The sequence below is a fragment of the Kitasatospora sp. NPDC023385 genome (genome assembly GCF_055664045.1).
On the sequence record NZ_JBVOOL010000016.1, the window covers coordinates 49,446 to 75,191 of the forward strand.

At 73.5% G+C, this 25,746-nt stretch carries 20 protein-coding genes; 10 read left to right on the forward strand and 10 right to left on the reverse strand.

Annotated elements, in window-relative coordinates:
* Window positions 1-44 precede the first annotated feature (44 nt).
* Together AC0B61_RS24195 and mce are read right to left on the reverse strand one after the other, a co-directional pair.
* Window positions 45-4,739 (reverse strand): hypothetical protein, encoded by a 4,695-nt coding sequence (locus AC0B61_RS24195; protein WP_471742821.1) that lies wholly within the window; start codon window positions 4,737-4,739, stop codon window positions 45-47.
* A gap of 522 nt (window positions 4,740-5,261) precedes the next feature.
* The gene (gene mce / locus AC0B61_RS24200; RefSeq protein WP_471742822.1) at window positions 5,262-5,702 is read right to left on the reverse strand and encodes a methylmalonyl-CoA epimerase; all 441 of its coding nucleotides are present in this window, start codon (window positions 5,700-5,702) and stop codon (window positions 5,262-5,264) included.
* A 257-nt stretch (window positions 5,703-5,959) separates the two neighbouring features.
* Between mce and AC0B61_RS24205 the strand changes: the two genes are divergently transcribed.
* Together AC0B61_RS24205 and meaB are read left to right on the forward strand one after the other, a co-directional pair.
* Window positions 5,960-7,153: an acetyl-CoA C-acetyltransferase gene (locus tag AC0B61_RS24205; protein ID WP_471742823.1), complete on the forward strand. Its 1,194-nt coding sequence runs from the start codon at window positions 5,960-5,962 to the stop codon at window positions 7,151-7,153.
* Window positions 7,154-7,237: 84 nt separating this feature from the next.
* Window positions 7,238-8,194: a methylmalonyl Co-A mutase-associated GTPase MeaB gene (meaB, locus tag AC0B61_RS24210; protein ID WP_471742824.1), complete on the forward strand. Its 957-nt coding sequence runs from the start codon at window positions 7,238-7,240 to the stop codon at window positions 8,192-8,194.
* Between the two features lie 68 nt (window positions 8,195-8,262).
* On the opposite strand, the gene AC0B61_RS24215 is transcribed toward meaB, so the two are convergent.
* From AC0B61_RS24215 to AC0B61_RS24235, 5 genes are all read right to left on the reverse strand, one after another.
* Entirely contained in the window at window positions 8,263-8,778 is a 516-nt protein-coding gene (locus AC0B61_RS24215) for a MarR family winged helix-turn-helix transcriptional regulator (RefSeq protein WP_471742825.1), read from the reverse strand.
* 40 nt (window positions 8,779-8,818) lie between these two features.
* Window positions 8,819-9,628: an AIM24 family protein gene (locus AC0B61_RS24220; RefSeq protein ID WP_471742905.1), complete on the reverse strand. Its 810-nt coding sequence runs from the start codon at window positions 9,626-9,628 to the stop codon at window positions 8,819-8,821.
* 194 nt (window positions 9,629-9,822) lie between these two features.
* Window positions 9,823-10,473 carry an AIM24 family protein gene (locus AC0B61_RS24225; RefSeq protein ID WP_471742826.1) on the reverse strand — a complete coding sequence of 217 codons (651 nt, stop codon included), beginning with the start codon at window positions 10,471-10,473 and terminating at the stop codon, window positions 9,823-9,825.
* Window positions 10,473-11,111, reverse strand: a complete 639-nt coding sequence (locus AC0B61_RS24230) for an AIM24 family protein (RefSeq protein WP_471742827.1) — start codon at window positions 11,109-11,111, stop codon at window positions 10,473-10,475. The genes AC0B61_RS24225 and AC0B61_RS24230 overlap by 1 nt, the downstream gene beginning before the upstream one ends.
* A gap of 93 nt (window positions 11,112-11,204) precedes the next feature.
* Window positions 11,205-12,002 carry a DUF2127 domain-containing protein gene (locus AC0B61_RS24235; RefSeq protein ID WP_471742828.1) on the reverse strand — a complete coding sequence of 266 codons (798 nt, stop codon included), beginning with the start codon at window positions 12,000-12,002 and terminating at the stop codon, window positions 11,205-11,207.
* 275 nt (window positions 12,003-12,277) lie between these two features.
* On the opposite strand from AC0B61_RS24235, the gene AC0B61_RS24240 reads away from it, so the two are divergent.
* On the forward strand, window positions 12,278-12,589 hold the full coding sequence (locus AC0B61_RS24240; RefSeq protein ID WP_471742829.1) for a DUF3817 domain-containing protein: 312 nt from the start codon (window positions 12,278-12,280) through the stop codon (window positions 12,587-12,589).
* Window positions 12,590-12,786: 197 nt separating this feature from the next.
* Here AC0B61_RS24240 and AC0B61_RS24245 read toward each other — a convergent pair whose 3' ends face one another.
* Together AC0B61_RS24245 and AC0B61_RS24250 are read right to left on the reverse strand one after the other, a co-directional pair.
* Window positions 12,787-14,412 (reverse strand): M4 family metallopeptidase, encoded by a 1,626-nt coding sequence (locus AC0B61_RS24245; protein WP_471742830.1) that lies wholly within the window; start codon window positions 14,410-14,412, stop codon window positions 12,787-12,789.
* A gap of 399 nt (window positions 14,413-14,811) precedes the next feature.
* Window positions 14,812-16,443 (reverse strand): M4 family metallopeptidase, encoded by a 1,632-nt coding sequence (locus tag AC0B61_RS24250; protein WP_471742831.1) that lies wholly within the window; start codon window positions 16,441-16,443, stop codon window positions 14,812-14,814.
* 496 nt (window positions 16,444-16,939) lie between these two features.
* Between AC0B61_RS24250 and AC0B61_RS24255 the strand changes: the two genes are divergently transcribed.
* The 3 genes from AC0B61_RS24255 to AC0B61_RS24265 all read left to right on the forward strand — a co-directional run bounded on the left by AC0B61_RS24255 (window position 16,940) and on the right by AC0B61_RS24265 (window position 19,792).
* Complete coding sequence (locus AC0B61_RS24255) at window positions 16,940-17,476, forward strand: MarR family winged helix-turn-helix transcriptional regulator (protein WP_471742832.1); 537 nt, start codon at window positions 16,940-16,942, stop codon at window positions 17,474-17,476.
* Window positions 17,477-17,548: 72 nt separating this feature from the next.
* Window positions 17,549-17,890 (forward strand): DUF3817 domain-containing protein, encoded by a 342-nt coding sequence (locus AC0B61_RS24260; RefSeq protein ID WP_471742833.1) that lies wholly within the window; start codon window positions 17,549-17,551, stop codon window positions 17,888-17,890.
* A 216-nt stretch (window positions 17,891-18,106) separates the two neighbouring features.
* On the forward strand, window positions 18,107-19,792 hold the full coding sequence (locus AC0B61_RS24265; protein ID WP_471742834.1) for an acyl-CoA mutase large subunit family protein: 1,686 nt from the start codon (window positions 18,107-18,109) through the stop codon (window positions 19,790-19,792).
* Window positions 19,793-19,873: 81 nt separating this feature from the next.
* On the opposite strand, the gene AC0B61_RS24270 is transcribed toward AC0B61_RS24265, so the two are convergent.
* Complete coding sequence (locus AC0B61_RS24270; RefSeq protein ID WP_471742906.1) at window positions 19,874-20,425, reverse strand: TetR/AcrR family transcriptional regulator; 552 nt, start codon at window positions 20,423-20,425, stop codon at window positions 19,874-19,876.
* Window positions 20,426-20,986: 561 nt separating this feature from the next.
* On the opposite strand from AC0B61_RS24270, the gene AC0B61_RS24275 reads away from it, so the two are divergent.
* The 4 genes from AC0B61_RS24275 to AC0B61_RS24290 all read left to right on the forward strand — a co-directional run bounded on the left by AC0B61_RS24275 (window position 20,987) and on the right by AC0B61_RS24290 (window position 25,657).
* The gene (locus AC0B61_RS24275) at window positions 20,987-21,994 is read left to right on the forward strand and encodes a tetratricopeptide repeat protein (protein WP_471742835.1); all 1,008 of its coding nucleotides are present in this window, start codon (window positions 20,987-20,989) and stop codon (window positions 21,992-21,994) included.
* Window positions 21,995-22,694: 700 nt separating this feature from the next.
* Complete coding sequence (locus AC0B61_RS24280; RefSeq protein ID WP_471742836.1) at window positions 22,695-23,363, forward strand: DUF6230 family protein; 669 nt, start codon at window positions 22,695-22,697, stop codon at window positions 23,361-23,363.
* A 132-nt stretch (window positions 23,364-23,495) separates the two neighbouring features.
* Window positions 23,496-24,179 (forward strand): DUF6114 domain-containing protein, encoded by a 684-nt coding sequence (locus AC0B61_RS24285; RefSeq protein WP_471742837.1) that lies wholly within the window; start codon window positions 23,496-23,498, stop codon window positions 24,177-24,179.
* Window positions 24,176-25,657, forward strand: a complete 1,482-nt coding sequence (locus AC0B61_RS24290) for a hypothetical protein (RefSeq protein ID WP_471742838.1) — start codon at window positions 24,176-24,178, stop codon at window positions 25,655-25,657. Before AC0B61_RS24285 ends, AC0B61_RS24290 begins: the two co-directional genes overlap by 4 nt.
* Window positions 25,658-25,746 lie beyond the last annotated feature (89 nt).

Consider the following 25,746-nt stretch of genomic DNA (forward strand, 5'->3'; position numbering starts at 1 on the left):
GAGTGTCGACGGCGAAATGCCGTTGTCTCGCGGACAATGTCCGCTCAATCGGGTGGTGCGTTCTTGGAGCGATTGCCACCCGACCGGGGGGAGCCGACTCCGGCACCGGCCTTGGCACCCCCGTCCTTCTTGGTACTGCTTCCCCCGTTGGCCTGGGCGACCGGTGACGGTGCCTCGAACGCCTCCAGCGCGGACAGCACGTCCTGCACCCTGGAGATCTCGGTGTTGATGTCCTTGCGGCGGCGCACCAGTTCGTCCAGCTCGCGCCGGCCCTCGTCGGTGACCCGCTTGGCCTCCGCCTTCGCCTCGGCGAGCAGTCGCTCCGCCTCCGCCTTCGCCAGCTCGACCTGCTCGTCGGCCGTCCGCTCCGCGTCCCGCAGGCGCTTCTCCGCCTCGGCGGCCGCCTCGTCCAGCCGCCCCTCGGCCTCGGCCTCGGACGACTGCAGCTTCGCCTCGGCCTTCCCGATGAGCGCCTCGGCCCGCTCGGTGGAGTTGGCGAGCTTGGTCTCGGCCTCCTTCAGCAGGCCCTCGGCCTTGCGGACGGCCGAGAGCCGGACCTTGCTGGCCTCGGCGGAGGCCTGCGAGGTGAGTTCGCTCGCGCGGTCCTCGGCGGCGGCGACCAGGGCCGCGGCGCGGTCCTCGGCCTCGGCGACGGTGGCGACCGCCTGCTCCTCGGCCTCGGTCAGCTGCTCCTGGGCGGCCGTCACCAGCGCGTCCACCCGCTCGCCGGCCGACTTCATGGCCGCCGCGTTCTCCTTGCGGGCACGCTCGTGCAGCGCCTCCACCTCGGCGTCGGTGCGCTCGCGCAGCTCCTCGGCGCGCTCGCGGATCGCGGTGGCGTCCCGGCGGGCCTCGGCGAGCAGCGCGTCCGCGTCGGAGCGGCCCTTCTCGACCGCGGCCTGGCCGGCCGCCTCGCCGGCGGCGACCAGCCGGTCGGCCTCCTTGCGGGCGGCGGCGACCATCGCGTCGGCCTGCTCCTCGGCGGCGGCGGTGGTGGCCAGCGCGGTGGTCTGGGCGTCCTCGCCGAGCGACTCGGCGTCGGCGAACGCCTTCTCCAGGACGGACTTGGCGTGGTCGCGGGTGGCCTTGTCGAACTGCTCGGCGGCCTCCCGGGTCTTCGCGTCGTAGGCGTCGGCGCGGGCGTGGGTGGCGCTGTCGTACTCGTCGGCCAGGGAGCGGGTGGCCAGGGCGTACTCCTCGGCCTCGGTGTGCAGCGCGGCGGCCAGCTCCTCGGCGTCGGCGACCGTCCGGGCGCCGTGCGCCTCGGCTTCGGCCACGGCCCGGGCGGCCTGCGCCCGCGCCTCGGCGCGCAGCTGCTCGGCGGCTTCCTGGGCGGCGCGCAGCTCGGCCTCGGCGTCGGCGCGCAGCCGGGCGTCGTAGGCCTGGGCATCGGCGCGCTGCCGGCCGAGCTCGGCCTCGACGGCCTCCCGTTCGGCGGCCAGCTCCCGCTCGGTCCGCTCGCGCAGCGCGGCGGCGTACCGATCGGCCGCCTCGCGCTGCTCCGCGGTCTCGGCCTCGGTGCGGGCGCGCAGGTCGGCGGTCTCGCGGTCGGCGAGCTCGCGCACCTCGGCGGCGTAGGCGTCGGCGGCCTCGCGCTGCTCGGCGGTCTCGCGCTCGGCGAGGTCGCGGACCTCGGCGGCGGCCAGTTCGGCGGCCTCGCGGACGTCGGCGGCCTCCTGCTCGGCGGTGGCCCTGAGCGCGGCGATCTGCTCGGCGGCGGCCTCGTACATGCCGGCCACCGACTGGCGGACCTCGGCGGCCTCCTCCTCGGCGACGGCGACCAGCTCGGCGCCCTCGGCCTTGGCGGCGGCGACCAGCTCGGCACGCTCCGTCTCGGCCTGCGCCAGCTCGGCGGCGGCCTCGGCGCGGATGCCGTCGGCGGTGGCGCGGGCCTCGGACAGCTCGCGGCCGGCCTCGGCGCGGACGGTCTCGGCCTGCTCGTTGGCCAGTGCCAGTTCGGCGGCGGCCTTCTCCCGGGTGGCCTTGGCGTCCTTGGCGGACTCCGCCCGGCGCTGCTCGGCGGCGGCCTCGGCGCGCTCCAGCAGCTGGTCGGCGGTCTCGCGCTGCTCGGCGGCGTACGCCTCGGCGGCCTGGCGGAGCTCGGCGGTCTCGGCGGCGGTGCGCTCGGTCAGCTCGGCGGCGGCCTGCTCGGCGTCGGTGCGGACGCGGTCGGCGTAGGCCTCGGCGTGCTCCCGCTGCTCGGTGGTCTCGCGCTGGGCGAGGGCCCGCAGTTCGGCGGCGGCCTGCTCGGCCTCGGCCCGCACCTCGGCGGCGTAGCTGTCGGTGCGCTCGGTGAGTTCGGCGGCGTGCTGCTCGGCGTCGGTGCGGACGCGGTCGGCGTACGCCTCGGCGGCCTCGCGCTGCTGGGTGGTCTCGCGCTGGGCGAGGGCGCGCAGTTCGGCGGTCTCGGCGGCGGTGCGCTCGGTCAGCTCGGCGGCGGCCTGTTCGGCCTGCTCGCGGGCGGCCGCGGCGGCGGCCAACTGCTCGGCGGTCTCCTCGCGTTCGCGGCTCAGCCCGGCGGCGGCCTCCTCGCGCTCGCGCCGGCTCTCCTCGCGCAGCGCGTTCGCGGCGGCCTCGGCCTCGGCCCGGGCGCGGGCGGCCTCGGCGTCGGCCTCGGTGCGGACCCGCTCGGCGTCGGCCGCGGCGGCGTCCCGTACGGCTTGCGCCTCGGCCTGTGCCTCGGCGGTCAGGGCCTGCGCCCCGGCGCTCGCCTCGGCGCGCACCCGCTGGTCGAACTCGGTGGCCTCGCGCCGGAGTTCGGCGGTCTCCCGCTCGGCGGCGGCTCGGTTCTCGGCGGCCGCGGCCCGGGCGGCGGACAGCGCGTCCTGGCCCTGCTGCTCGGCGGTGGAGGTGATCTTCTCGGCCTCGGCGCGGGCCCGGGCCAGGGTCTGCTCGGCCCGTCCCTGGGTCTCGGCGGCCTGTTCCTGGGCCTGCTCGCGCAGCCGCTCGATCTCGCCGGCCGCGCCCGCGCGCAGCTCGTCCGCGTCGGCCTTGGCCTTGGTGAGCAGTTCCTCGGCGTTCTTCGCCGACTCCTCGATCTGCACCACGGCCTGGCGGCGGGCCTCGCTGCGGACCCGGTCGGCCTCGGCGGCGGCCTGGGCCCGCAGTGCCTCGGCCTCGGCGCGCAGCCGGGCCGCCTCGTCCTGCATCTGCTCGATCCGCTCGCGGATCGCGGCGGCGTCGTCGAGGGCGGCGTTCTGGGCCTGCTCGACGGCGGCCTGCGCCTGCTCGCGCAGCCGCTGCGCCTCGGCGGCGGCCTCGGCGCGGATCCGTTCGGCCTCGGCGGCGGCCTCGCCGCGGGCGGCCTCGGCGTCCTGGTTGGCCCGGCCGAGCACCTCCTCGGCGGTCTTGGCGGCCTTGGCGAGGTGGACGGTGGCGTCCTTGGCGCCGGCTGCCCGGCCCTCCTCCTCGGCTTCGCTGCGCAGTCGCTGCGCCTCGGCCTCGGCGTGCGCCCGCAGCTCGGCGAGGTCCCGCTCGGCCCGGGCGCGCAGCTCGGCGATCGCCGCTTCGGCCTCGCCGCGCAGCTGGGCGGCGACCGACTCGGCGGTGGCCCGCAGCCGCTCGCTCTCCTCCGCGGCGGCGGCCCTGGCGGCGTCGGCCTCGGCCTGCTTGGTGGCCGCCGCGGTGCGGACGGCCTCGGCCTCGGCGCGGATCGCCGCGGCCTCCTTGGTGGCCTGGGCCACCATGCGGGCCACCTCGGCCCGGGCGGTCTGCGAGCGCTGCTCGCTGGCGGCCTCGCCGTCGGCGACCTTGCGTTCGGCGGCGGCCTCGGCGTCGGCCTGGAGCTGTTCGGCGGCCTGTTCGGCCTGGGCGCGCAGCTCGGCGGCCTCGCGACGGGTGCGTTCGGCCTCGGCGATCGCCTCGGCGCGCAGCCGGTCTATCTCGGCCTTGGCGGCGGCGAGCTGCTGCTCGGCCCGGGCCTGCTCGACGGCGGCCTGCTCCTTGAGCCGGCCGATCTCGGCGTGGGCGACGGTCAGCTGCTGTTCGGCGGCGACGTGGGCGGCGGCCAGTTCCTGCTGGGCCTGGCCGCGGGCGGCGTCGACGTCCGCGGCGGCCTGGGCGCCGGCCTGCTGGGCCTGGTGGGAGGCGGCGCGCAGCAGGCGTTCGGCATCGGTCTGGGCGCGCTGGAGGGCGGCCTCGGCGGCGGCGTGGGCCTCGCCGCGGGCGGCGTCCACGTCGGCGGCGGTCTGGGCGCGGGCCTGGTCGGCGAGGGCGACGGCCTCGGCGCGGGCGGCGGCGACCATCCGCTCGGCCTCGACGCGGGCCTCCCGCAGCAGGCGCTGGGCCTCCTGCTCGGAGCCGGCCCGGGTCTGCTCGGCCCAGCCGTTGACGTGCTGCTCGGCGGTGCGGCGCAGCTCGGCGAGCTCGTCCTCCAGCTGGCGGCGGCGGGCGGTGAGCTCGGCCTCCAGGCGGGCGGTGCGCTCGGCGGCCTCGGCCATGATCCGCTGGGTGGCGGCCTGGGAGTCGCGCAGCTGGCGCTCGGCGTCGGCGCGCAGTTGCTGGGCCTGCATCTCGGCGGTGCGGAGCATCTGCTCGGCCTGGCCGGAGACGGCGTCGAAGGCGCGCGGCTGGGCGAGCATGCGGCGGGACTCGTGCAGCTTCGCCCGCAGCACCTCCACCTGGTAGGCGAGGTCCTCGGCATGCTCGACTGCCTTGTCCCGCTCCTTCCGAGTCCGACCCATCTCGGCCTCGAACTGGGAGAGGTGATCGTCAACCTCGTAGCGGTCGTTGCCCCGCACTCCGCGGTCCCATCCATCTCCTGGTTGCGTCCTCGACCCGGCCGGTCCAGGACTCCCGATTTTCCGGGCGCCGGTCCGACTGGTCCTTGCATCCGCGGTTGCCGGACGACCCCCGGCATGCCGGGACCGCCCGCCGCGGTCGTCGGAGTCCGGGGGTGCGGGAGCGCGGTGGTACCGCGTTCCCCCGTCCGGGTGGACTCCTGGGCGAACTCTTGCCTTGTGGAGAATGGTGACAGATCCGTCTTGCGACTGCTCAGCCGTGCCCGCGTACTGGACTCCCCTTGCGACGGGCCGACCACCGGCGGGCGGACGGGCCTGTCTTCGGCCGTGCCCGTCGCCTCCGTTCCCCGGAGTCTTCGCGCACTTGGGCATTGTAGTGGGCGCGCACTGCGGGGGAATGGCCGCAGGGGGGTTTTCCGGCTGTTCCGGCCAGGTTACTGACGGGTCATGACCGGCGGGGCCTCCGGTTGCCGCCGGTTGCCGCCGGGGCGGGCGGCACCCCGGGGGCGGTCCGGCGGGCGATCAGTGCTCGTCGTGGGCCTCCTGCGCGGACGTGACCAGCTCGGTCAGCACGCCGCCGCAGTCCTTCGGGTGCAGGAAGGTGATCCGCGAGCCCATCGAGCCGGTCCGCGGCTCGTCGTAGAGGACCCGGACGCCCTTGGACCGGATCGCGTCGGCGTCGCCGTCCACGTCGGCGGTGCCGAAGGCGATGTGGTGCACGCCCTCGCCGTTCTTCTCCAGCCACTTGGCGACGGTGGAGTCGGGCCGGGTGGGCTCCAGCAGCTGGAGGTAGGAGGCGCCGCCGTCGTCCGTCCCGTTGATCCTGAGCATGGCCTCGCGGACGCCCTGCTCCTCGTTGACCTCGGAGTGGAAGACCTCGAAGCCGTAGGTGGCGCGGTAGAACTCGACCGTCCTGTCGAGGTCGCGGCAGGCGATGCCGATGTGGTCGATTCGGGTCAGCACGACGGCCTCCGGGGGGTCGGGAGAAGGTGGCACCCAGTGCAGCGCATGGCCCGCGGCGGACGCCAGTGCCGGACGTGCGAGCCTGCTCACACGCGACGGGGTTCACCCGGACCGTTCACCCGGGCCGCGTCGGCACGGTGTTGACTGGAGGGTGCCAGTGCGCTCGATCACACCGTCGGTCCGGTGACGGGCGGGTTACAGGTCAGTACATTGAGCGGCATCCTCACCTGGCCACGACGTGCGAAGGGGCCCGTCCCATGACCAACACCACCTCTGTGATCGTTGCCGGTGCACGGACCCCGATGGGGCGCCTGCTCGGCTCCCTCAAGGGCTTCTCCGGTGCCGACCTCGGCGCCGCCGCCATCAAGGGCGCCCTGGAGCGGGCCGGCATCGCCGGCGACCAGGTCCAGTACGTGATCATGGGCCAGGTGCTGCAGGCCGGCGCCGGCCAGATCCCGGCCCGCCAGGCCGCCGTCAAGGCCGGCATCCCGATGAGCGTGCCGGCGCTGACCGTCAACAAGGTCTGCCTCTCCGGCCTCGACGCCATCGCGCTGGCCGACCAGCTCATCCGGGCCGGTGAGTTCGACATCGTGGTGGCCGGCGGCCAGGAGTCGATGACCAACGCCCCGCACCTGCTGCCGAAGTCCCGCGAGGGCTACAAGTACGGCGCGGTCGAGCTGCTCGACGCCATGGCGTACGACGGCCTCACCGACGCCTACGAGAACATCCCGATGGGCGAGTCCACCGAGAAGCACAACACCCGCCTGGGCATCCCGCGCGAGGTGCAGGACGAGATCGCCGCCGCCTCGCACCAGCGGGCCGCCAAGGCGCAGGCCGACGGCGTCTTCGAGGCCGAGATCGTCCCGGTCGCCATCCCGCAGCGCAAGGGCGAGCCGGTCCTGTTCGGCCAGGACGAGGGCATCCGCGCGGACACCACCGTCGAGGGCCTGGCCCGGCTGCGCCCGGCCTTCACCAAGGACGGCACGATCACCGCCGGCACCTCCTCGCAGATCTCCGACGGCGCCGCCGCGGTGGTCGTGATGAGCAAGGCCAAGGCGGAGGAGCTGGGCCTGACCTGGATCGCCGAGATCGGCGCGCACGGCAACGTGGCCGGCCCGGACAACTCGCTGCAGTCGCAGCCGTCCAACGCGATCCGGCACGCGCTGGCCAAGGAGGGTCTGGAGGTCGCCGACCTCGATCTGATCGAGATCAACGAGGCGTTCGCCGCCGTCGCCTACCAGTCGACCAAGGACCTGGGCGTCTCCTCGGACATCGTCAACGTCAACGGCGGCGCGATCGCGCTCGGCCACCCGATCGGCATGTCCGGCGCCCGCGTGGTGCTGACCCTGGCGCTGGAGCTGCAGCGCCGCGGCGGCGGGGTCGGCGCGGCCGCGCTGTGCGGTGGCGGCGGCCAGGGCGACGCGCTCATCGTGCGCGTCCCCAAGGCCTGATCGGCCGGTCCGGTCTTCGGGGCTGCGGACCGCCACGAGCGGTCCGCGGCCCCTTCGGCGTCCGCATCACGCTAGGAGCTCCCGATGATCGATGTCGCCACGCTGGTCGGGCAGGCCCGGGAGGGCCGGCCGCGGGCCGTCGCCCGGCTGATCACACTGGTCGAGAACGCCGCCCCGCAGCTGCGCGAGGCGATGGCCGCGCTCGCGCCGCACACCGGTCGGGCCTACACGGTGGGCCTGACCGGCTCGCCCGGGGTCGGCAAGTCCACCTCCACCTCGGCGCTGGTCTCCGCCTACCGGCGGCTCGGCAAGCGGGTCGGGGTGCTCGCCGTCGACCCGTCCTCGCCGTTCTCCGGCGGCGCGCTGCTCGGCGACCGGGTCCGGATGCAGGACCACGCCACCGACCCCGAGGTGTTCATCCGCTCGATGGCCACCCGCGGGCACCTCGGCGGGCTCTCCTGGGCGGCGCCGCAGGCCCTGCGGGTGCTGGACGCGGCCGGCTGCGACGTGATCCTCGTGGAGACCGTCGGCGTCGGGCAGTCCGAGGTCGAGGTCGCGGCCCAGGCCGACACCACCGTGGTGCTGCTGGCCCCCGGGATGGGCGACGGCATCCAGGCCGCCAAGGCCGGGATCCTGGAGATCGGCGACGTCTTCGTGGTCAACAAGGCCGACCGGGACGGCGCCGACGCCACCGCCCGCGAGCTCAACCACATGCTCGGCCTCGGCGAGGCCCGCGAGCCGGGGGACTGGCGCCCGCCGATCGTGAAGACCGTCGCCGCCCGCGGCGAGGGCGTGGACGAGGTGGTCGAGGCGCTGGAGAAGCACCGCGCCTGGCTGGAGGAGCACGGCGAACTCGCGGTGCGCCGCCGCCGCCGGGCGGCCGAGGAGATCGAGGCGATCGCGCTGGCCGAACTGCGCGCCCGGATCGGCGACCTGCGCGGGGACCGGCACCTGGCCGCCCTCGCCGAACGCGTCGCCGACGGCGCGCTCGACCCGTACGGCGCGGCCGACGAACTCGTCGCGGGCCTGACGGCGAGCTGAGCGCGGCCGGGTACGACGGAAGGGCCGGTCCCCGGGGACCGGCCCTTCCGTCGTACCCGGCGGGATGCCTACGGCCGGCCGCGGAGGCCGCGGAGGTGTTCGGCGATCGGGGCGAGGGCCTCGTGCATGGCGTCCAGCTGTTCGGGGGTGAAGCGGTCGATGAAGTGGGCCCGGACGCTGCGCACGTGGTCGGGGGCGACGCGCTGCATGGTCTCCCAGCCCTGCTCGGTGAGGTGGGCGTAGAGGCCGCGCCGGTCGCCGGGGCACTCCTGGCGGAGGACCAGGCCGGCCGTCTCCATGCGGGTGATCTGGTGGGAGAGCCGGCTCTTCGACTGGAGCGTGGCGGTCGCGAGGTCGGTCATCCGCATCCGGCGGTCGGGGGCCTCGGAGAGCACGACGAGGATCTCGTAGTCGTTGATCGCCAGGTTGTGGGGCTGGAGTTCGCGGCTGAGCTGGTAGTCCAGCAGCTTGGCGACCTCCAGATGGGCGCGCCACATCCGCTGCTCCCTGGCGGTCAGCCAGGGGGTGTCCTCCTCCGGCTGCGACGGAGGGTTGTCCGCAGTGTCGATCGTGTGCGTATCCATGGGATCCAGCATAGCGGATTTAGTTCAATCTTGTACAAGTTTACAGGCCGAAACGCCGCCCGAGGTCGCCCAGGTTACCGAGCCCCGGCACGTTGGGGTTACCACCGCCGGGCCCGGCCGAACCCGGCTGGGGCGGCACACCGCCGACCGGGACGCCCGCCTCGGCCCCGACCTGGCCGACCGACCGCTCGGCCATCAGCTTCTCGCTGGACTGCAGCAGCACCTGGCCGGCGCCGATGAACTCGAACTGGTGCTCCTCGCCGGAGGCGCCGCCGATGCCGGTCAGCCGCCGCAGGCCGCCGATCACCCCGTGCAGGTAGTCGTGGTCGTAGTGGTGGCACGGCGCCGGGCAGTCCGCCCAGCCGACCAGCGCCTGCGGGTCCACCCGGATCGGCGGCTCGACGAAGTGCACCGGCCCGTTGGAGGCGGCGACGAAGCGGCCGGTGCCGAGCAGCGTGAGGAAGCCCGGGATGATCGACTGCTTGAGCCGCAGCGTCGGGTCGAAGGCGAGCAGGTTGCCCGACCGGACGGTCAGGTTGCCGTCCTCCAGGTCGTAGGAGTTGAGGTCGAAGGCCCGGTCGGCCAGCAGCAGCTTGCCGTGGCCCTCGGCGACCACCCAGTCCGACGCGTGCATCGGCGAGTTGAAGTGCTGCCCGAGCATCCGGTCGACCATCCCGGCGCCGACGCCCTTGAAGGTGAGGTCGCCGTAGTAGGCGACCATCTTGCCCTTCTGCAGGAAGTAGGACCCGTTCAGCTCAACCGAGAAGGCGTAGGGGGTGACGTTGTCGTTGACCGGCAGGCTGTACGCGTCGTGCACCACCGGGCCGGCGCCGCCCTGCGCGGTCGGCAGCGGGGCGACCGGGCCGCCGAACCCCTCCTGCGCGTACGGCTGGTGGGGCGGCTGGTGGGGCTGGTAGGCGGGCGGGGGCGGCGGGTAGCCCGGCTGCGGGCCGTGGTTCGGCGGGGGCGGCGGCGGGACGGCGAAGCCGGGCTGGGTCGGCTGGTCGTGCGGCGACCCGTACGGGGGCTGCGGCGGGTAGGACATCAGAGCTTCTCCTCGCTCGCCTGGACGTACACCGCGCCCTGCCCGGACAGCTCCAGCTGGAAGCCCTCGCCCGAGCCGCGGCCGATCATCTCGCGCCAGCCGATCGCGGTGGACAGCTTGTTGCGCACGTCGCCGCGGTGCGCCACGTACGCCTGCGGGTCGACGTGCACCGCCTGGCCGGGGACGATCGGCAGCTCGAAGACGCCGCCGTGGGCCATCACCGCGACCGAGCCGTGGCCCTCCAGCCTGGTGGTGAACAGCCCCTGCCCGGTGACCTGGCCGCGGACCATGCCCATCACCCCGCCCTGCGAGCCCATGAACATGGTGGACTGCCGCAGCGTGCCCTCGAAGGCGAGCAGCCGGTCCGCCTCCACGTACAGGGTGTCGCCGACCAGGTCGATCACGTGGACGTGGTGGCCGCCGTGGCCGAACATCACCCGGCCCTCGCCCTCGACGGTCATCAGCGGGGTGTCCTCGTTGGCCACCCGGCGGCCGATCATGGACATCACGCCGCCCTGCCCGCCGGTGATGTCCGGCGTGAAACGCACCTCGCCGCTGTACGCGAGCATCGCGCCGCGCTGGCTGAACAGCCGCTGCCCGGGCACCACCCGGGCCTCGACCATCTTGCCGTTGATCTTCGTGAAGGCCATCAGACGTCACCCCCGACGGTGACCTTCTCGGAGGGCTGCACGTACACCAGGCCGTCGCCGGTGAACTCGACCTGGACGGCCTCGCCGCCGCCCTCGCCGATCACCGTCGTCCAGCCCGCGCCCGACTTCAGGCTGCGCTGCAGGCTGCCGGTGTGCGCCACGTAGGCGCCCGGGTCCACGCGCAGCGGCATGTTCCTGTCGACCCGCAGGATGACGGCCGGCCCGTTGGAGGTGAGGGCCGCCCAGCCGTGCCCCTCCACCTTGGTGGTGAAGAGGCCGTTGCCGGAGGACATGCCGTTCAGGCCGGTGAAGCTGGTGCCGGTGTGCAGGCCGGCCTCGGTGCAGAGCAGGTTGTCCGCCTCGACGTACAGCGCCTCGCCGTTCAGCCGGACCAGGCTGATCTCGGCGGCCTGGTCGGCGAAGTAGCAGGTGCCCTGGCCCTTCACCTCCATGACGGTCATCTTTTCGCCGGTCAGCCGGCGGGCGACCATGCCGCGCAGGCCGTCCCCGCCGCCGGTCAGCTTCTTGAAGGTCATCTGCCCGGTGTAGGCGACCATGGAGCCGTGTCTGGCCTTGACGGCGTCCCCGGCCAACTCGACGGCGAGCACTCGCGATCCCTGGAGTCTGAACTGAGCCACGGCCGCAATCTAGCCGCTGCGGCCGCGGCCCGGGGAGGGTCGGGGGCTCGACTGGTACCGGGCTGGTACCGGGCTGGGACGAAAACGCGCCGGTCAGGACCGGGCGTGCGCCCCGTGCCCCGGGTGCGGGACCGCGCCGGCGGCCTGCTCGACCTCCAGCAGCGAGGCCGAGTGGCGCTCCGCCTCGAAGGCCACCACGCCGCCGCGCAGCCCGAACAGGCGCTTGGAGAGCATGATCCACAGGACCGCCGCGATGTTCAGCAGCAGGGTGCAGACCTTCACCGCGCTGACGTGGTGGCTCAGCTCGTAGCCCTCCAGCGGCAGGAAGGCCGCGGTGGCGACCACCGTCAGGTACTCGGCCCAGCGCTTGTTGAGCCAGAGGCCGACCGCCTCGACGATCTCGATCAGGGCGTAGGCCAGCAGCGCGCCCGCGACGATCAGCAGGGTGCTCTTCTTGGCGTCGAAGGTCTTGCGGACCGTCTCGACGATCGGGGCGTGGTCGAGGTCCCAGTGGAAGTGGTCGGTGACCGGCTTGAAGACCGTCAGGTTCTCGTCGAAGATCCGGTGCACCGCGTCCTGGCTGTTGGAGAACTTCCACACGGCCCAGGCCATCACGATGATCAGCAGTCCGCGCAGCACCCGCTCGACGGCCAGGAAGCGCAGGATGAACAGGTCCCGAAGGGCCTTGCCGCGCGGCACCAGCGGCGCGTCCGCGGCGGGCCCGGAGCCGTGCGGGGCGCCGAGGGCGAAGTCGCCGCAGCGCAGGCAGCGCCAGGCGTCGCCGAGGCTGGTGGCGGCGTGCAGCCGGGAGGCCAGCTCGGGCTCGGCCGGCGCGTAGGTGATGTGGCCGCGCTTGGCGCAGGTCCTGCGGTCCCAGTCCCGCTTGAACATGTGGTGGTTACCCCCGTGTGCGATGCGTCGGCGCCCGGATCGTGGGCGCGCGGGCAGCAGGATAGGGGTTTCCGGGGTCGGGCGGTGGCAGGAGGCCGGGTGTGGCCGGGTTCTGCCGCACAGCTGTGACAAGCGGGGCGGGCCCTGTGAGATCGGGCACGGTGCCCACCCCCGGCCGGGGGTGCGAACGGGTGCTCGGTGATAATGGCCGGGAAGCTTGTGAGTCGCTTCACAAGCACGCCCGCGCCGTCGACCCCCGTAGTGAGGTACCCACCGTGAACAGCAGCGCCGTCCACCGCCTGCGCCTGGTCTCCGGCCCCGAAGGGGTCTCGTTCATCCTGCTGCTGATCTGCTCGGTGCTGAAGCGGACCACGTCCTTCGATGCCGTCCCGGTGATGGGCATGGTCCACGGGATCCTGTTCATCCTGTACGTGGTCTTCTGGATCATGGCCTGGCAGGCGCAGAAGTGGGACGCCAAGCGCGGCATCCTGCTGTTCGTCCTCTCGGTGCTGCCCACCGGCGGCTTCTTCGCCGAGCGGATGCTGGCGCGCGAGGAGCGCGGCGAGCTGCAGCCCGCCGTCGCCTGAGCCTCAACCGGGCCCGGACCGGGTCTCACTCGGGCCGCGCCCGGGTCTCATCGCGGACGGCCGACAGGCTGCCGCGGCCTCCTCTCCCAAAGGGCCGCGGCAGCCTGTCGCCGTTTTACACCGGGGATGGTCGGCTGGTCGACGCGCGCGTCCGGCTGGTTGACGCGCACACCCGGCTGGTTGACGTGTACGTCTGGCTAGTTGACGTTCACGCCGCTCCAGGCCGCCGCGACCGTCTTGTACTCGGTGCTGGTCGCGCCGTACAGGTCGGTGGCGGCCTTCAGGGTCGCCGCGCGGGCGGCCTTGTAGTTGGTGGTGGAGGTCATGTAGACGGTCAGCGCGCGGTACCAGATCGCGGCCGCCTTGTTCCGGCCGATGCCGGTCACGGTGGAGCCGTTGGAGGTCGGGCTGTTGTAGCTGACCCCGTTGATCACCTTGGCGCCGCTGCCCTCCGAGAGGAGGTAGAAGAAGTGGTTGGCGACGCCCGAGGAGTAGTGGACGTCCTTGTTGCCGACGGTGGAGGACCAGTTGTCGGCCGAGGCGCCGTCCTTGGAGGGCTTGTCCATGTAGCGCAGCGGCGTGCCGTTGCCGTTGATGTTGAGCTTCTCGCCGATCAGGTAGTCCGGCGGGTCGGCGGGCAGGTTGGCGTACCACTCGACCATGGTGCCGAAGATGTCCGAGGTGGCCTCGTTGAGGCCGCCGGACTCGCCGGAGTAGATCAGGCCGGCGGTGGCCGAGGTGACGCCGTGGCTCATCTCGTGGCCGGAGACGTCGATGGCGGTCAGCGGGTGGGTGTTGCCGGAGCCGTCGCCGTACGTCATGCAGAAGCAGGAGTCGTCCCAGAACGCGTTGACGTAGCCGGTGCTGTAGTGGACGCGGCTGGAGGCGCCGACGCCGTTGTTCTTGATGCCGTTGCGGCCGAAGGTGTTCTTGTAGAAGTCCCAGGTGGCGGCGGCGCCGTACTGGGCGTCCACGGCGGCGGACTCGCGGTTGGACGGCAGGCCGTTGCCCCACGAGTTGGTGGTGTTGGCGAACAGCGTGCCGCTGCCCGAGGTGCCGCCCTTGAGGTCGGTGGTGGACTGGTTGCCCCGGGTGGCGTCCTTGAGCTGGTAGGACGAGCCGCTCTGGGTCGTGGTCAGGGTGACGGTGCCGACGTTGACGCCCTTGCCGGTGCCGGAGGCGGTCTGCACCTGCTCCTGGCTGGAGAGCACCTGGCCGGTGGCGGCGTCGGTGACGACCTCCTGGCGGCTCGGGGTGCCGTCCGCCCGCTCGCCGCGGACGACGGTGCGGTGGGCGAGGCGCGGGGTGCCGTCGGCGGCCCAGACCACCAGCTGGGGCGCGTCGGCGCCGTCGACCCGGGCGAGGGCCGCCTCGTCCTCGTCGGCCGCGGTGCCGACCGTCGCCCGCACCGCGGCGGTGGCCTGCTCGGAGGCCTGGGGCGCGGCCAGGCCCGGGGTCAGGCTGGGTACGGACAGCCGGCCCGCGAAGGCCCGGTCGACCGAGCCCACCGAGCCGTCGGCCTTCTGGTGGACGACCAGGTCGCCGCCGATCACCGGCAGGCCGGCGTAGGTCCGCTCGTACCGGAGGTGGCGGGTGCCGTCCCGGTCCACGACCACGTCCTTGGGCACGAGCTTCTCCTGGCCGCCCAGGGCCAGGGCCTGGGCGACCGGGGCGCTCTGCCCGGCGGCCAGCGCGAGCAGCGCGGACTGCTGCTGCTCCGGCGCGGGGGCGGCGGCCTGGGCGGGGGCGGCGGCGATCTGGATGACGCCGGCGAGCAGTGCGGTGGCGGAGAGTACGGCTCCGACAGTCAGCTTTCGCTTCACGTACGGGGGTTCCTTCCACGAGACCCGCGGGTGCGTGCGGGTGCGCCGCGTACCGGGGCGCCGGGGTTGACGCCGTGGGGCGGTAGGGCGCGGACGTGCTGCTCCCGTGCGGTTCCCGACGCTCCGCCGGTTGGGTGGGGGTGGCGGAGGTCGGACGGGGCTTGGTCAGAAGCATGACAATCTCTGGCAGGAATGGACAGGCCGCCTCCGGGGATTGGCCAGGAACCGCCAAGTGCCGGTACGGATGGGTCAGTTGCCGTCGGTTGTCCGGTATCGGCGGTTCGTCCCCCCTGGCGGAACCCCGCCAGTCGGGCGGCCTTGACAGCCCCGGTACAGGCGGACGCCCGGGGCCTGCCCTCCGGCAGGGCCCCGGGCGTCCGGATCCGCTTGCTCCGTACGTCAGTTGACGTTGACGGCGCTCCAGGTCGCGGCGACCGCGTTGTACTCGGCGCCGTTGGCGCCGTACAGGTCCGCCGCGGCCTTCAGGGTGCCGGTGCGGGCCGCCGCGTAGTCGGTGGTGGAGGTGAAGTAGGTGGTCAGCGCGCGGTACCAGATCTGCGCGGCCTTGTCCCGGCCGATGCCGGCGAGGGTCGAGCCGTTCGAGGTGGGGCTGTTGTAGCTGACGCCGTTGAGGGTCTTGGCGCCGCTGCCCTCGGCGAGCAGGTAGAAGAAGTGGTTGGCGACGCCGGAGGAGTAGTGGACGTCCAGGTTGCCGACCGAGGACGACCAGTAGTCGGCCGAGCGCCCGTCCTTGGACGGCTGGTCCATGTAGCGCAGCGGCTTGCCGTCACCGTTGATGTTGATCAGCTCGCCGATGAGGTAGTCCGGCTTGTCGGAGGCGAGGTTGGCGTACCACTCGACCATGGTGCCGAAGATGTCCGAGGTGGCCTCGTTCAGGCCGCCGGACTCGCCCGAGTAGTTCAGGCCGGCGGTGGCGGAGGTGACGCCGTGGCTCATCTCGTGGCCGGCCACGTCCAGTTCGGTGAGCGGGTGGGTGTTGCTCGCGCCGTCGCCGTACGTCATGCAGAAGCAGCTGTCGTTCCAGAACGCGTTGACGTAGTTGGAACCGTAGTGGACCCGGCTGGTGGCGCCGACGCCGTCGTTCTTGATGCCGTTGCGGCCGAAGGTGTTCTTGTAGAAGTCCCAGGTCGCGGCGGCGCCGTACTGGGCGTCCACGGCGGCGGACTCCGCGTTGGAGGACAGGCCGTTGCCGAAGCTGTCGGTGGTGTTGGCGACCAGGGTGCCGGAGCCGGAGGTCCTGTTCTTCAGGGTGAAGGTGGACTGGCCGCCGCGGGAGGCGTCCTTCAGCTGGAAGGAGCTGCCGCTCTGGGTGGTGGTCAGCGGGACGCTGCCGACGAAGACGCCCTTGCCGGTGCCGGAGGCGGTCTGCACCTGCTCGTGGCTGGAGAGGACCTGTCCGCTCGCCGCGTCGGTGACCAGCACCTGGCTGCTCGGGGTGCCGTCGGCGCGCTCGCCCTCGACGGTGGTGCGGTACGCCAGGCGCGGGCTGCCGTCGGTGGCCCAGACCACCAGCTCGGACTTGCCGGTCTGCCGCACGGCCGTCAGCGGCGCCTCGTCCTCGTCGGCGGCGATGCCGACGGTGGACTGCACGGCGCCGGTCGCCTGGGCGGCGGCCTTGTCGGCGGCGATCTGCGGGGTGAGGCTCGGCAGGGCGATCTGCGCGCCGGTGGCCTTGTCCACGGAGGTGGTCGAGCCGTCCGCCTTCTGGTGCACCACCAGGTCCCCGCCCAGGACGGGGAGGCCGGCGAAGGTGCGCTCGTAGCGGAAGTGGCGGGTGCCGTCGGCGTCCACCACGGCGTCCTTGGCCACCAGCTGCTCCTGGCCGCCCAGGGCCAGGGCGTGCGCCAGCTTGCCGGACTGGCCGTTCGCGAGGGAGAGCAGGTCGGCGAGCCGGTCGCCGGACCTGGCGTGCGAGGCGGGATCCGCCATGGCCACGCCGCCGACCTGGACGACCCCGGTGAGCAGGGCGGTGGCGGAGAGTACGGCGACTGCGGCGAGCTTTCGCTTCACGGACGAGTCCTTCCGGGAAACCGCGTGTGGGCGCGGTCGCACCTCGTCCCGGGGGCCGGGGTCGGCACCTGAGGGGCAGGACGGGCGCTGACGTGCAGGACCCCGGGCGGTCGAGCGGCTGGCCACCGGTGGGTGGGGGTGGTGGCTACCGGACGGGGTTGGCGGAAAGCATGACAATCGAGCAAATCAAATGACAGGTCTTGCTCATGGATTGGCCAAGTCCCGCCAAGGCGAAGGATTGTGAACGGACCGACAAATGGGATGGATCACCCCGCCCCGCCGTGGGTTCCCGACCGAACCGGGGCCTGCCGGAGCGGTGTTGGCGCGATCGGTGGCCAACCCCCCGGCGCCGCGCGCCCGTTGCCGCGCGTTCACACCGGTGCAATGTCCTGGTATGGACCTGGCCGTCCGGTTGGCGGGTTCCCGCCACGCGTCCCGCTTGTCCACCATCAGGACGGCTGGTAGCACCCGTCCCGTCCGCCGGTACGGTGGGGAGGTGGCCAAGCCCCTCGCACTCGACTTCGACCCGATCGCCCGCGCCGACGAGCTGTGGACCCGCCGCTGGGGCGGAGTCCCCTCGATGGCGGCGATCACCTCGATCATGCGCGCCCACCAGATCCTGCTCTCCCGGGTGGACGCGGTGCTCAAGCCGTACGGGCTGACCTTCGCCCGCTACGAAGCCCTGGTGCTGCTCACCTTCAGCCGGACCGGGGAGCTGTCGCTCTCCAAGATCGGCGAGCGGCTCATGGTCCACCCGACCAGCGTGACCAACACCGTCGACCGCCTGGAACGGGCCGGCCTGGTCACCCGCCGCCCCAACCCGCTGGACGGCCGCGGCGTGCTGGCCACGATCACCGGGCGCGGCCGCGAGGTGGTCGAGGAGGCCACCCGGGAGCTGGTGGCGATGGAGTTCGGGCTGGAGGAGTACGGCCCCGACCAGTGCCGCCAGGTGTTCGAGCTGCTCAGGCCGCTGCGGGTGGCGGCCGGCGACTTCACCGAGCCGGAGGAGGGGGCTGCGCCGGCGCGGCCGTGAGGGCGGCTACCCTCGTGGAAGCGGTGCGCGGATCCGGGCGTACCGGCCGAAACTGCCGAGGCGAGGAACAGTATGAAGGCGACCCCCCTGCTGGGCTGGTACCGGGCCCTGGCCATTGCGACCGGTGTGGCGCTGCTGGTGTTCTGCGGCTTCATGGTCGCGAAGTACGGCTTCGGCGCGGCCGAGGAACTGACCACCTACGTCGCGATGCTGCACGGCTACCTGTACATCGGGTACTTCGTGGTGACCTTCCTGCTCGGGCAGAAGCTGAAGTGGCCGCTCGGCCGGCTGGTGCTGACCCTGGCGGCGGGCTGCATCCCGTTCCTCTCCTTCGTCTTCGAGCGCAAGGTGGCCCGCGAGGCCGCCGAGAAGCTGCCCGCGGGCACCGGCGCCCGCCAGCCGGCCGGCGTCTGAGCCGAACGGGCCGCGCGAGGGCCGACCAGGCCGCGCAGGGCCGACAGGCCGCACGAGGGCCCTTCCCCGCTCCGGGGAGGGGCCCTCGGCGTTGCCCGGCGCGCCCGTGGCGGGCCTCCATCGACAAGTAGTAGGACGTCCGAGTAAATTGGTAGGACGTCCTAACAGCTGTGCCGCCCTTCGCCGTGGCGGCCGTACGGAGCGGAGTGCGGGGTCATGGACGCCGAGGAGATCGAGCGCGGACGGCAGCGCTGGCAGCAGCGCTACGACAAGGCCCGCAAGCGTGACGCGGACTTCACCACCCTGTCCGGGGACGGGGTCGAGCCCGTCTACGGGCCGCCCGCCGGGCAGGCCTACGAGGGCTTCGAGCGGATCGGCTGGCCCGGCGAGTACCCGTACACCCGCGGCCTGCACCCGACCGGCTACCGGGGCCGCACCTGGACCATCCGCCAGTTCGCCGGCTTCGGCAACGCGCAGCAGACCAACGAGCGCTACCGGATGATCCTGGACGCGGGCGGCGGCGGCCTCTCGGTCGCCTTCGACATGCCGACCCTGATGGGCTACGACTCCGACGACCCCAAGTCGCTCGGCGAGGTCGGCCACTGCGGCGTGGCCATCGACTCGGCCGCCGACATGGAGGTCCTGTTCCAGGGCATCCCGCTCGGCGAGGTCACCACCTCGATGACGATCAGCGGCCCGGCCGTCCCGATCTTCTGCATGTACCTGGTCGCCGCCGAGCGCCAGGGCGTCGACCCGGCGGTCCTCAACGGCACCCTGCAGACGGATATCTTCAAGGAGTACATCGCGCAGAAGGAGTGGCTCTTCGCCCCCGAGCCGCACCTGCGCCTGATCGGCGACCTGATGGCCTACTGCGCCGAGGGCATCCCCGCGTACAAGCCGCTCTCCGTCTCCGGCTACCACATCCGCGAGGCCGGGGCGACGGCCGCGCAGGAGCTGGCGTACACCCTCGCGGACGGCTTCGGCTACGTCGAACTGGGCCTGTCCCGGGGCCTGGACGTGGACGTCTTCGCGCCCGGCCTGTCCTTCTTCTTCGACGCGCACCTGGACTTCTTCGAGGAGATCGCCAAGTTCCGTGCCGCACGCCGGATCTGGGCCCGCTGGATGCGCGACCGCTTCGGCGCCAAGACGGACAAGGCGCAGTGGCTGCGCTTCCACACCCAGACGGCGGGCGTCTCGCTCACCGCGCAGCAGCCGTACAACAACGTGGTGCGCACCGCCGTCGAGGCGCTGGCCGCGGTGCTCGGCGGCACCAACTCGCTGCACACCAACGCCCTGGACGAGACCCTGGCCCTGCCCTCCGAGCAGGCCGCCGAGATCGCCCTGCGCACCCAGCAGGTGCTGATGGAGGAGACCGGCGTCGCCAACGTGGCCGACCCGCTGGGCGGTTCCTGGTACGTCGAGGCGCTGACCGACCGGATCGAGGAGCAGGCGGAGGCGATCTTCCGGCGGATCCTGGACAAGGGCCGCGAAGACCACGAGATCGGCCCGATCACCTCCGGCATCCTGCGCGGCATCGAGGAGGGCTGGTTCACCGGCGAGATCGCCGAGGCGGCCTTCCAGTACCAGCAGTCGGTGGAGAAGGGCGACAAGCGCGTGGTCGGCGTCAACTGCCACCCGGGCAGCGTCACCAAGGAGTTGGAGATCCTGCGGGTCAGCCACGAGGTCGAGCGCGAGCAGGTGCGCGGGCTGGTCGAGCGCAAGGCGGCGCGGGACGAGGCGGCCGTCCGGGCCGGGCTGGACGCCATGCTGGCGGCGGCACGCTCGGGCGAGTCGATGATCCCGCCGATGCTGGACGCGGTGCGCGCCGAGGCGACGCTCGGCGAGATCTGCAACGCGCTGCGGCAGGAGTGGGGGACGTACCAGGAGAACGCCATGTTCTGAGCGTTCTGACCGTCCGCTGACCGCGGTCGCGGCCGCCCGTACGGGATTCCGTACGGGCGGCCGCGGCATGCCCGGGCGGCCTCAGCAGGTGGTGAGCGGGCCGAGCAGCAGGTCGGTGAAGCGGCGGGTCCAGGCCGGGGTGATCGGCTCGCCGCTGACCAGGACGCGGTGTTCGACCGTGCCCGCGATGGTGTCGAAGATGATGTCGACCTCCTCGCGGGCCGCTTCGGCGTCGAGGTCCGCCTCGAGTTCGCCGCGGGCCTGGGCGGCGGCCCGGCCCTGGCGGACCAGGTGCTTCTGCGGGTCCACGATGGCCTCGCGGATCCGGCGGTGCAGCTGCCGGTCGCGGGTGCCCTCGGCGAACAGCGCGAGCAGCGCGGCCTGGGTCTCGGGGCGGGCCAGCAGGTCGGCGAACTGGGCCACCACGGCCTCGATGTCGGCCCGCAGGCTGCCGAGGTCGGGCATCACGAGGTCGTCGAAGAGGCTGGCGACGGCGTCGACCACGAGTTCGTTCTTGGACGGCCAGCGGCGGTACAGGGTGGTCTTGGCGACGCCGGCGCGGGTCGCCACGTGGCCCATGGTCAGTCCGCCCCAGCCGAGTTCGGCGAGGGCTTCGCGGGTGGCGTCGAGGATCGCGCGGTCGGCGGCGGCGCTGCGCGGGCGGCCCTTGGCCCGGGCGGCGACGGCGGCCTCCGGGGCGGTGCTGCTCGGCGCGGTACGGCCCGGGGCGGTACCGACCGGGGTGGTGCCCGCCGGCGCCTGGTCGGCGGACGCCGGTCTCGGGGGGCGCGTGCGCTGTGGGCTCGCGGGGGGCTGGGCGGCCGGCACCGGGCCTCCTTGCGCTTTACTGGTAAGTAACTTGAGTGGGGTTCGGCAACGGTAGCGACTGTTCGCCGTTTCGGGCAGCCGGGCCACCCGGGAAAGTGGGGCAGGTCACGTCCCCGAACCGCCGGTGGGGCTTGCGGCCGGGCCACCGGCTCCAGTTACGCTACGACTCGTAGCGAAAGCAGTGACAACCAGGCGCCGCACTCCGTGGGACGGGGGCGGCGCAGGCGCGGGTGGGGATCCGCGCCGAACGGTCCAGGCTACCGGGGGACGGGCGCGACGCCCGGGAACCAGCGCCGTGCGATCCGCGCGGGGCGACTTTCCCGAGGTTGGTGCCCGCGAGCAGTGCGTTCGGGGGAGGATGGTGCCATGCAGCCACGGAATTCGCGTCTCAACAGCTCCGCCCTGCGCGGTGCGGTCGACCTCGCCGCAGTGAAGGCGGCCGGCGAGGCCGCCCAGAAGGCCGAGCAGGCCCGGGCCGAGCGGGCCCGTCAGGCGGCCGCCGCCGAGGCGGACGGGTCGGCCACCGCCCAGTCCGCGTACCAGCTCGTCCTCGACGTCACCGAGGACACCTTCGAGGCCGAGGTCGTCCAGCGCTCCGCCGAGGTGCCGGTCGTCATCGACTTCTGGGCCGAGTGGTGCGGCCCCTGCAAGCAGCTCAGCCCGATCCTGGAGAGCCTGGCCGAGGAGTACGCCGGCCGCTTCGTGCTCGCCAAGATCGACGTGGACGCCAACCAGCTGCTCGCCCAGCAGTTCGGCATCCAGGGCATCCCGGCCGTGATGGCCGTGGTGGCCGGCCAGCTGGTGCCGCTGTTCCAGGGCGCGGAGAGCGCCGCCAACGTCCGCAAGGTGCTGGACCAGCTGATCCTGGTCGCCGAGCAGCGCTTCGGCGTGGGAGGCGTGGCCGGCGCCCCGGCTGCGGCCGCCCCGGGCGAGGCCCCGGCCGCCGCCCCGGAGCGCCCCGAGGACCCGGCGCTGGCCGCCGCGCACGACGCGCTGGACGCCGGTGACCTGGGCGGCGCCATCCAGGCGTACCGGAACGTGCTGGCCGACGAGCCGGGCAACACCGAGGCCAGGCTGGGCCTGGCCCAGGCCGAGCTGCTGCGCCGGGTCGAGGGCCTCGACCTGCAGGCCGTCCGGGCGGCGGCCGCGGCCGACCCGAAGGACGTCGAGGTCCAGCTCCAGGCGGCCGACCTGGACCTGGTCGGCGGCCACGTCGAGGACGCCTTCGGGCGGCTGGTGACCACCGTCGGGCGGACGGCCGGCGCCGACCGGGACACCGCCCGGCTGCGCCTGCTGGAGCTGTTCGAGGTGATCGGCCCGGAGGACCCGCGGGTCGTCGCGGCCCGTACGGCGCTGGCGCGCGTGCTGTTCTGAGCCGGTTCCGGGCCGCCGCCTGGCACGGCGGATGACCTGCGGTGTCGCCGGGTGATTTGGCGACAATCCGGTCAGCGGGACAGAGGTTTACCAAATCTTGATTTCACCCGTGGGTGGTCACTATACGTGACCGTCCACGGGTGTTTCGCGGGTGTTTCCGACGGATTTCGTCGTCACGTTTCCTTCAAGGCATCACGCAGGGTGCGGATCCCGCCCATTCCATGATCGACGCCACCGGATGTTGCGTTACCCGTCAGTAAGGCACCCCTTGTGCTTCGCCCGGGATTCAAGCACGATCGGCGACGCCCGGTCCCAGCCTCCACGCCCGCCGACCACCCGTCGGCACGCGGAGCGCGGGATCCCCACCGGGCGAGCCGCCGGCCCCGGCCGGCGGTAGGGAGGGCAGGGGGGTATCCGCGGTCCCACGGCGGTTCCTGTCCTTCGACCGGCCGCGCGGCCCTGCGCGGTCGCTGGTTGTCGCTCGGGGGTGATCGCCGATGTCGTCGGTCCTGCCCGCCGCCCCGCAAGGACGGCCGGTGCTTGGCCGGGAGGGCCGCTGTACGCAGGCCGCTCCCGCGTCCGACGACGCCCAAGGCGCTCTCCGCTACCGAGGACGTAGCTCTCTCCCATCCCAGGCCCCCACCGGTGCTGGACGCGCCGCCGGGGAGCCGGAGATGTACGTCCTAGAAGGAGGACTCGCATGTCCAAGACCTACGGCAAGACCCGCTGGAAGCGCTTCGCCCTGGTGATGGTGCCGAGCGTCGCGGCCACCGCGATGGTCGGCGTCTCGATCGCCAACAGCGCGCTCGCCGCCTCGTTCAGCATTTCCGGCCAGCAGTTCAAGGTGAGCACCCCTCACCTGGAGGGCAAGAACTTCGCCCAGTTCGGCACCGTCGACATCGAGGCCAACGGCGCGCCGCACCCGGTCGCCGTCTCGGCCTTCGACTCGGCCGACATCACCGACCTGTGCCAGTCGGTGGTGACCGACCTGTCCACGTTCGGCCTCGGCAAGATCACCCTCCAGCTCAACGCGGGCGGCAACGGCACGCCGGTGCACGCCGACAACCTGCTCATCGACCTGGAAGAACTGAAGGCCGACGCGACCTTCAAGAACATCAACATCGGCCAGGACGCCTCGACCCTCACCGGCTCGGCGACCCAGGGCTGGGCGCCCCACCAGGCCGTCCAGAAGGCGGGCGGGGGCAAGGGCCTGCCGACCGGCGCCACGGGCTTCGCCCAGACCGCGCCGGAGGCCACCCTGAACGGCGTCCAGCAGACCGCGCGCGCCACCTCGGCCGGCAAGTTCGTGCTCAACGGCCTGCACCTCTCGCTCAAGCACGGCGACGGCCCGGGCAACGAGTGCTTCTGAGCCCCGCCTGACGGCGCGCCGCCCGGCGCGCCCGACTGACGGGACTCCCAGGGCCGGGGGCGGCGAGCCTTTCGCCGTTCCCGGCCTCACGCCAATGTTCTTCCCCTCGTAGAGACATCGAGGAGCTGCACCATGTCCAGCGCAACGGTCGAAACCCGGGCCGGTCACCAGAATCCGATCGGGTGGCTCTGGCGGCACTTCCGCGCGTTCCGCCGCACCAGGCCCTTCTGGGGCGGCCTGCTGGCCATGATCGCCGGCGTCCCGATCCTGTACTTCCCGTACGCCCACCTGGCGCTCGGCGCCGTGACCATCGCGATGTCCACCACGGCGGGGGCGGGCTCGCTGATCATCGGCGTCCTGATGATCCTGCTCGGCCTGACCGGCTGGTTCCAGCCGCTGGTCCGGGTCTTCGCAGGCATCGCGACCATCCTGCTGACGCTGGTCTCGATCCCGGTGTCCAACCTGGCCGGATTCGGCATGGCACTGCTGCCGGGCCTGATCGGCGGCGGCCTGATGGTCTCCTGGGCGCCGCTGCCCGAGCCGAAGGCCGAGGCGGCCGCCAAGGGCGGGCGCCGCCGCCGGGGCAAGGACGCGGTGGCCGCGAGCGTCGCCGCCGCGCCCGCGAGCGCCACCGAGCCCGCTGCCACTACCGGGCCCGATGCCGCCACCGGGCCCGATGCCGCCACCGAGCCGGCCGCCGAGCCGGCCGAGGCACCCACCGCCAAGCTGCCCGCTCAGGGCACGCCGCAGGAGCCGGCCGCCGAAGCCGCCGTCCCGAAGCAGAACGGCGCCGTCGATCCGGAGGGAGCGCGGTGACCGGGCCGGCCGAGCAGACCGACGGCACGGCCGTCCCCGCGCAGCGCTCCGGCCGGCACGCGGCCCCGCGCACGCCCGTACGGGTGCGGCTGAGAGGCCGGGCGCTGGCCATGGCCGCGGTGCCGACCGCGCTGCTGATGGCCGCCGCCTACACGCCCAACCCGGCGCTCGCCGAGTCCGCGGCGGGCAAGCCCTGCGGCAACGCGCCGGTCGCGGTGCCGGACGTCGCGCCGATCGAGACGCCCGTCGCCAAGAGCGAGCTGCCCGAGCCGCCGCCGGGCCCGTCCAGCACGCCGACCACGGTCCCGACCACGGTTCCGGGCACGGTGCCCACGACCGGGCCCACGAGCGGATCCTCGACCGGGCCCGCCACCGGCCCGAGTACGGTACCGGCCCAGCCGCCGACCGGCGCCCCCGCCCAGCAGCCCACCTCCCCGGTCAAGCCGCCGTCGGCGGCGACGCCCGCCACCCAGCCGCCCGCCGCCCGCTCGGCCGCCACCGGCGGTGCGGTCACGACCAGCGGGGTCTACCAGGGCTCCGGGACGGGCACCGGCACGGCCACCCAGGCCGGGCTGATCGACGACATCGTCGGCGGCATCAACCACCTGCTGAACCCGAACGGTTCGCCGAGCCCCAGCCCGAGCCCGAGCGCCGATCCGAGCGCCCAGCCGGGCACGACGCCGGCACCGGCCACCACTCCGGCCGCCCCGGCCCCGCGCGCGGGCACCCCGGCCCAGCCCGCCCCGCAGCAGGCCCCGGCCGCCCAGGACGCCGCGCCGCCCGCGGTCCAGCCCTCCGGCGGCACCGCCTCGCCCGCCGCGACGCCGAGCGGGAAGGCGAGCCCCAAGGCGGCGCCCACCGCGGGCGCCTCCGGTAGCTCCTCACCCACCCCGGGCGCCTCGGGCTCGCCGTCCGCGTCGCCCACCGCGAACCCCAACTGCGCGGTGGACGCCCGGAGTCTGACCGCCGGCGCGGCCGCCCCCGGGCAGGTCGTCCCGGAGCAGAACTGGACGCTGCAGACCAGCCGCCTCGCCCTGCACGGCGCGGTCTTCCACGGCGTCTACGACGTGAAGACGCCGAAGGGCAGCAAGCGCGTCCTGAAGTTCGTGGTCGACAGCGTCGACATCGACAACCTCGACATGTCGACCCTGGAGGGCAACGGGGTGACCTTCCACGTCCAGGGCGCCAAGGGGTCCACCTCGACCATGCGCGACGGCCAGGTCACCATGTATGTGGAGCGGCTGTCCGGCCACCTGTCCAAGCTGCTCGGCCTGCCGATCCCGATCGACCTGGGCGAGATCACCCTCACCCCGGACACCCTGCCGCGCTGGCTGTACGACCTGATCGGCGCGATCCCGATCCCGCTGGACCTGGAGCTGACCGGCGTCACCGCCAAGCAGGCGGGCCAGTTCGGCGGCACCCTGCACATCCCGGGGATGCACCTGTTCAACGACAACGCGCCCTACAGCGACAAGTAGCGCCCGCCCCGCCGCGCCGACACGTCGCGCACACCGTGAACGCCCGTGGGGCGGCCCTCCGAGGAGGACCGCCCCACGGGCGTTCGGGC

Coding starts and splice junctions, on each gene's coding strand:
- AC0B61_RS24205 (WP_471742823.1), top strand. CDS start 5,960: ATGACCAACACCACCTCTGTGATCGTTGCCGGTGCACGGACCCCGATG.
- AC0B61_RS24215 (WP_471742825.1), bottom strand. CDS start 8,778: ATGGATACGCACACGATCGACACTGCGGACAACCCTCCGTCGCAGCCG.
- AC0B61_RS24265 (WP_471742834.1), top strand. CDS start 18,107: ATGGACGCCGAGGAGATCGAGCGCGGACGGCAGCGCTGGCAGCAGCGC.
- AC0B61_RS24280 (WP_471742836.1), top strand. CDS start 22,695: ATGTCCAAGACCTACGGCAAGACCCGCTGGAAGCGCTTCGCCCTGGTG.
- AC0B61_RS24225 (WP_471742826.1), bottom strand. CDS start 10,473: ATGGCCTTCACGAAGATCAACGGCAAGATGGTCGAGGCCCGGGTGGTG.
- AC0B61_RS24285 (WP_471742837.1), top strand. CDS start 23,496: ATGTCCAGCGCAACGGTCGAAACCCGGGCCGGTCACCAGAATCCGATC.
- AC0B61_RS24235 (WP_471742828.1), bottom strand. CDS start 12,002: ATGTTCAAGCGGGACTGGGACCGCAGGACCTGCGCCAAGCGCGGCCAC.
- meaB (WP_471742824.1), top strand. CDS start 7,238: ATGATCGATGTCGCCACGCTGGTCGGGCAGGCCCGGGAGGGCCGGCCG.
- AC0B61_RS24275 (WP_471742835.1), top strand. CDS start 20,987: ATGCAGCCACGGAATTCGCGTCTCAACAGCTCCGCCCTGCGCGGTGCG.
- AC0B61_RS24260 (WP_471742833.1), top strand. CDS start 17,549: ATGAAGGCGACCCCCCTGCTGGGCTGGTACCGGGCCCTGGCCATTGCG.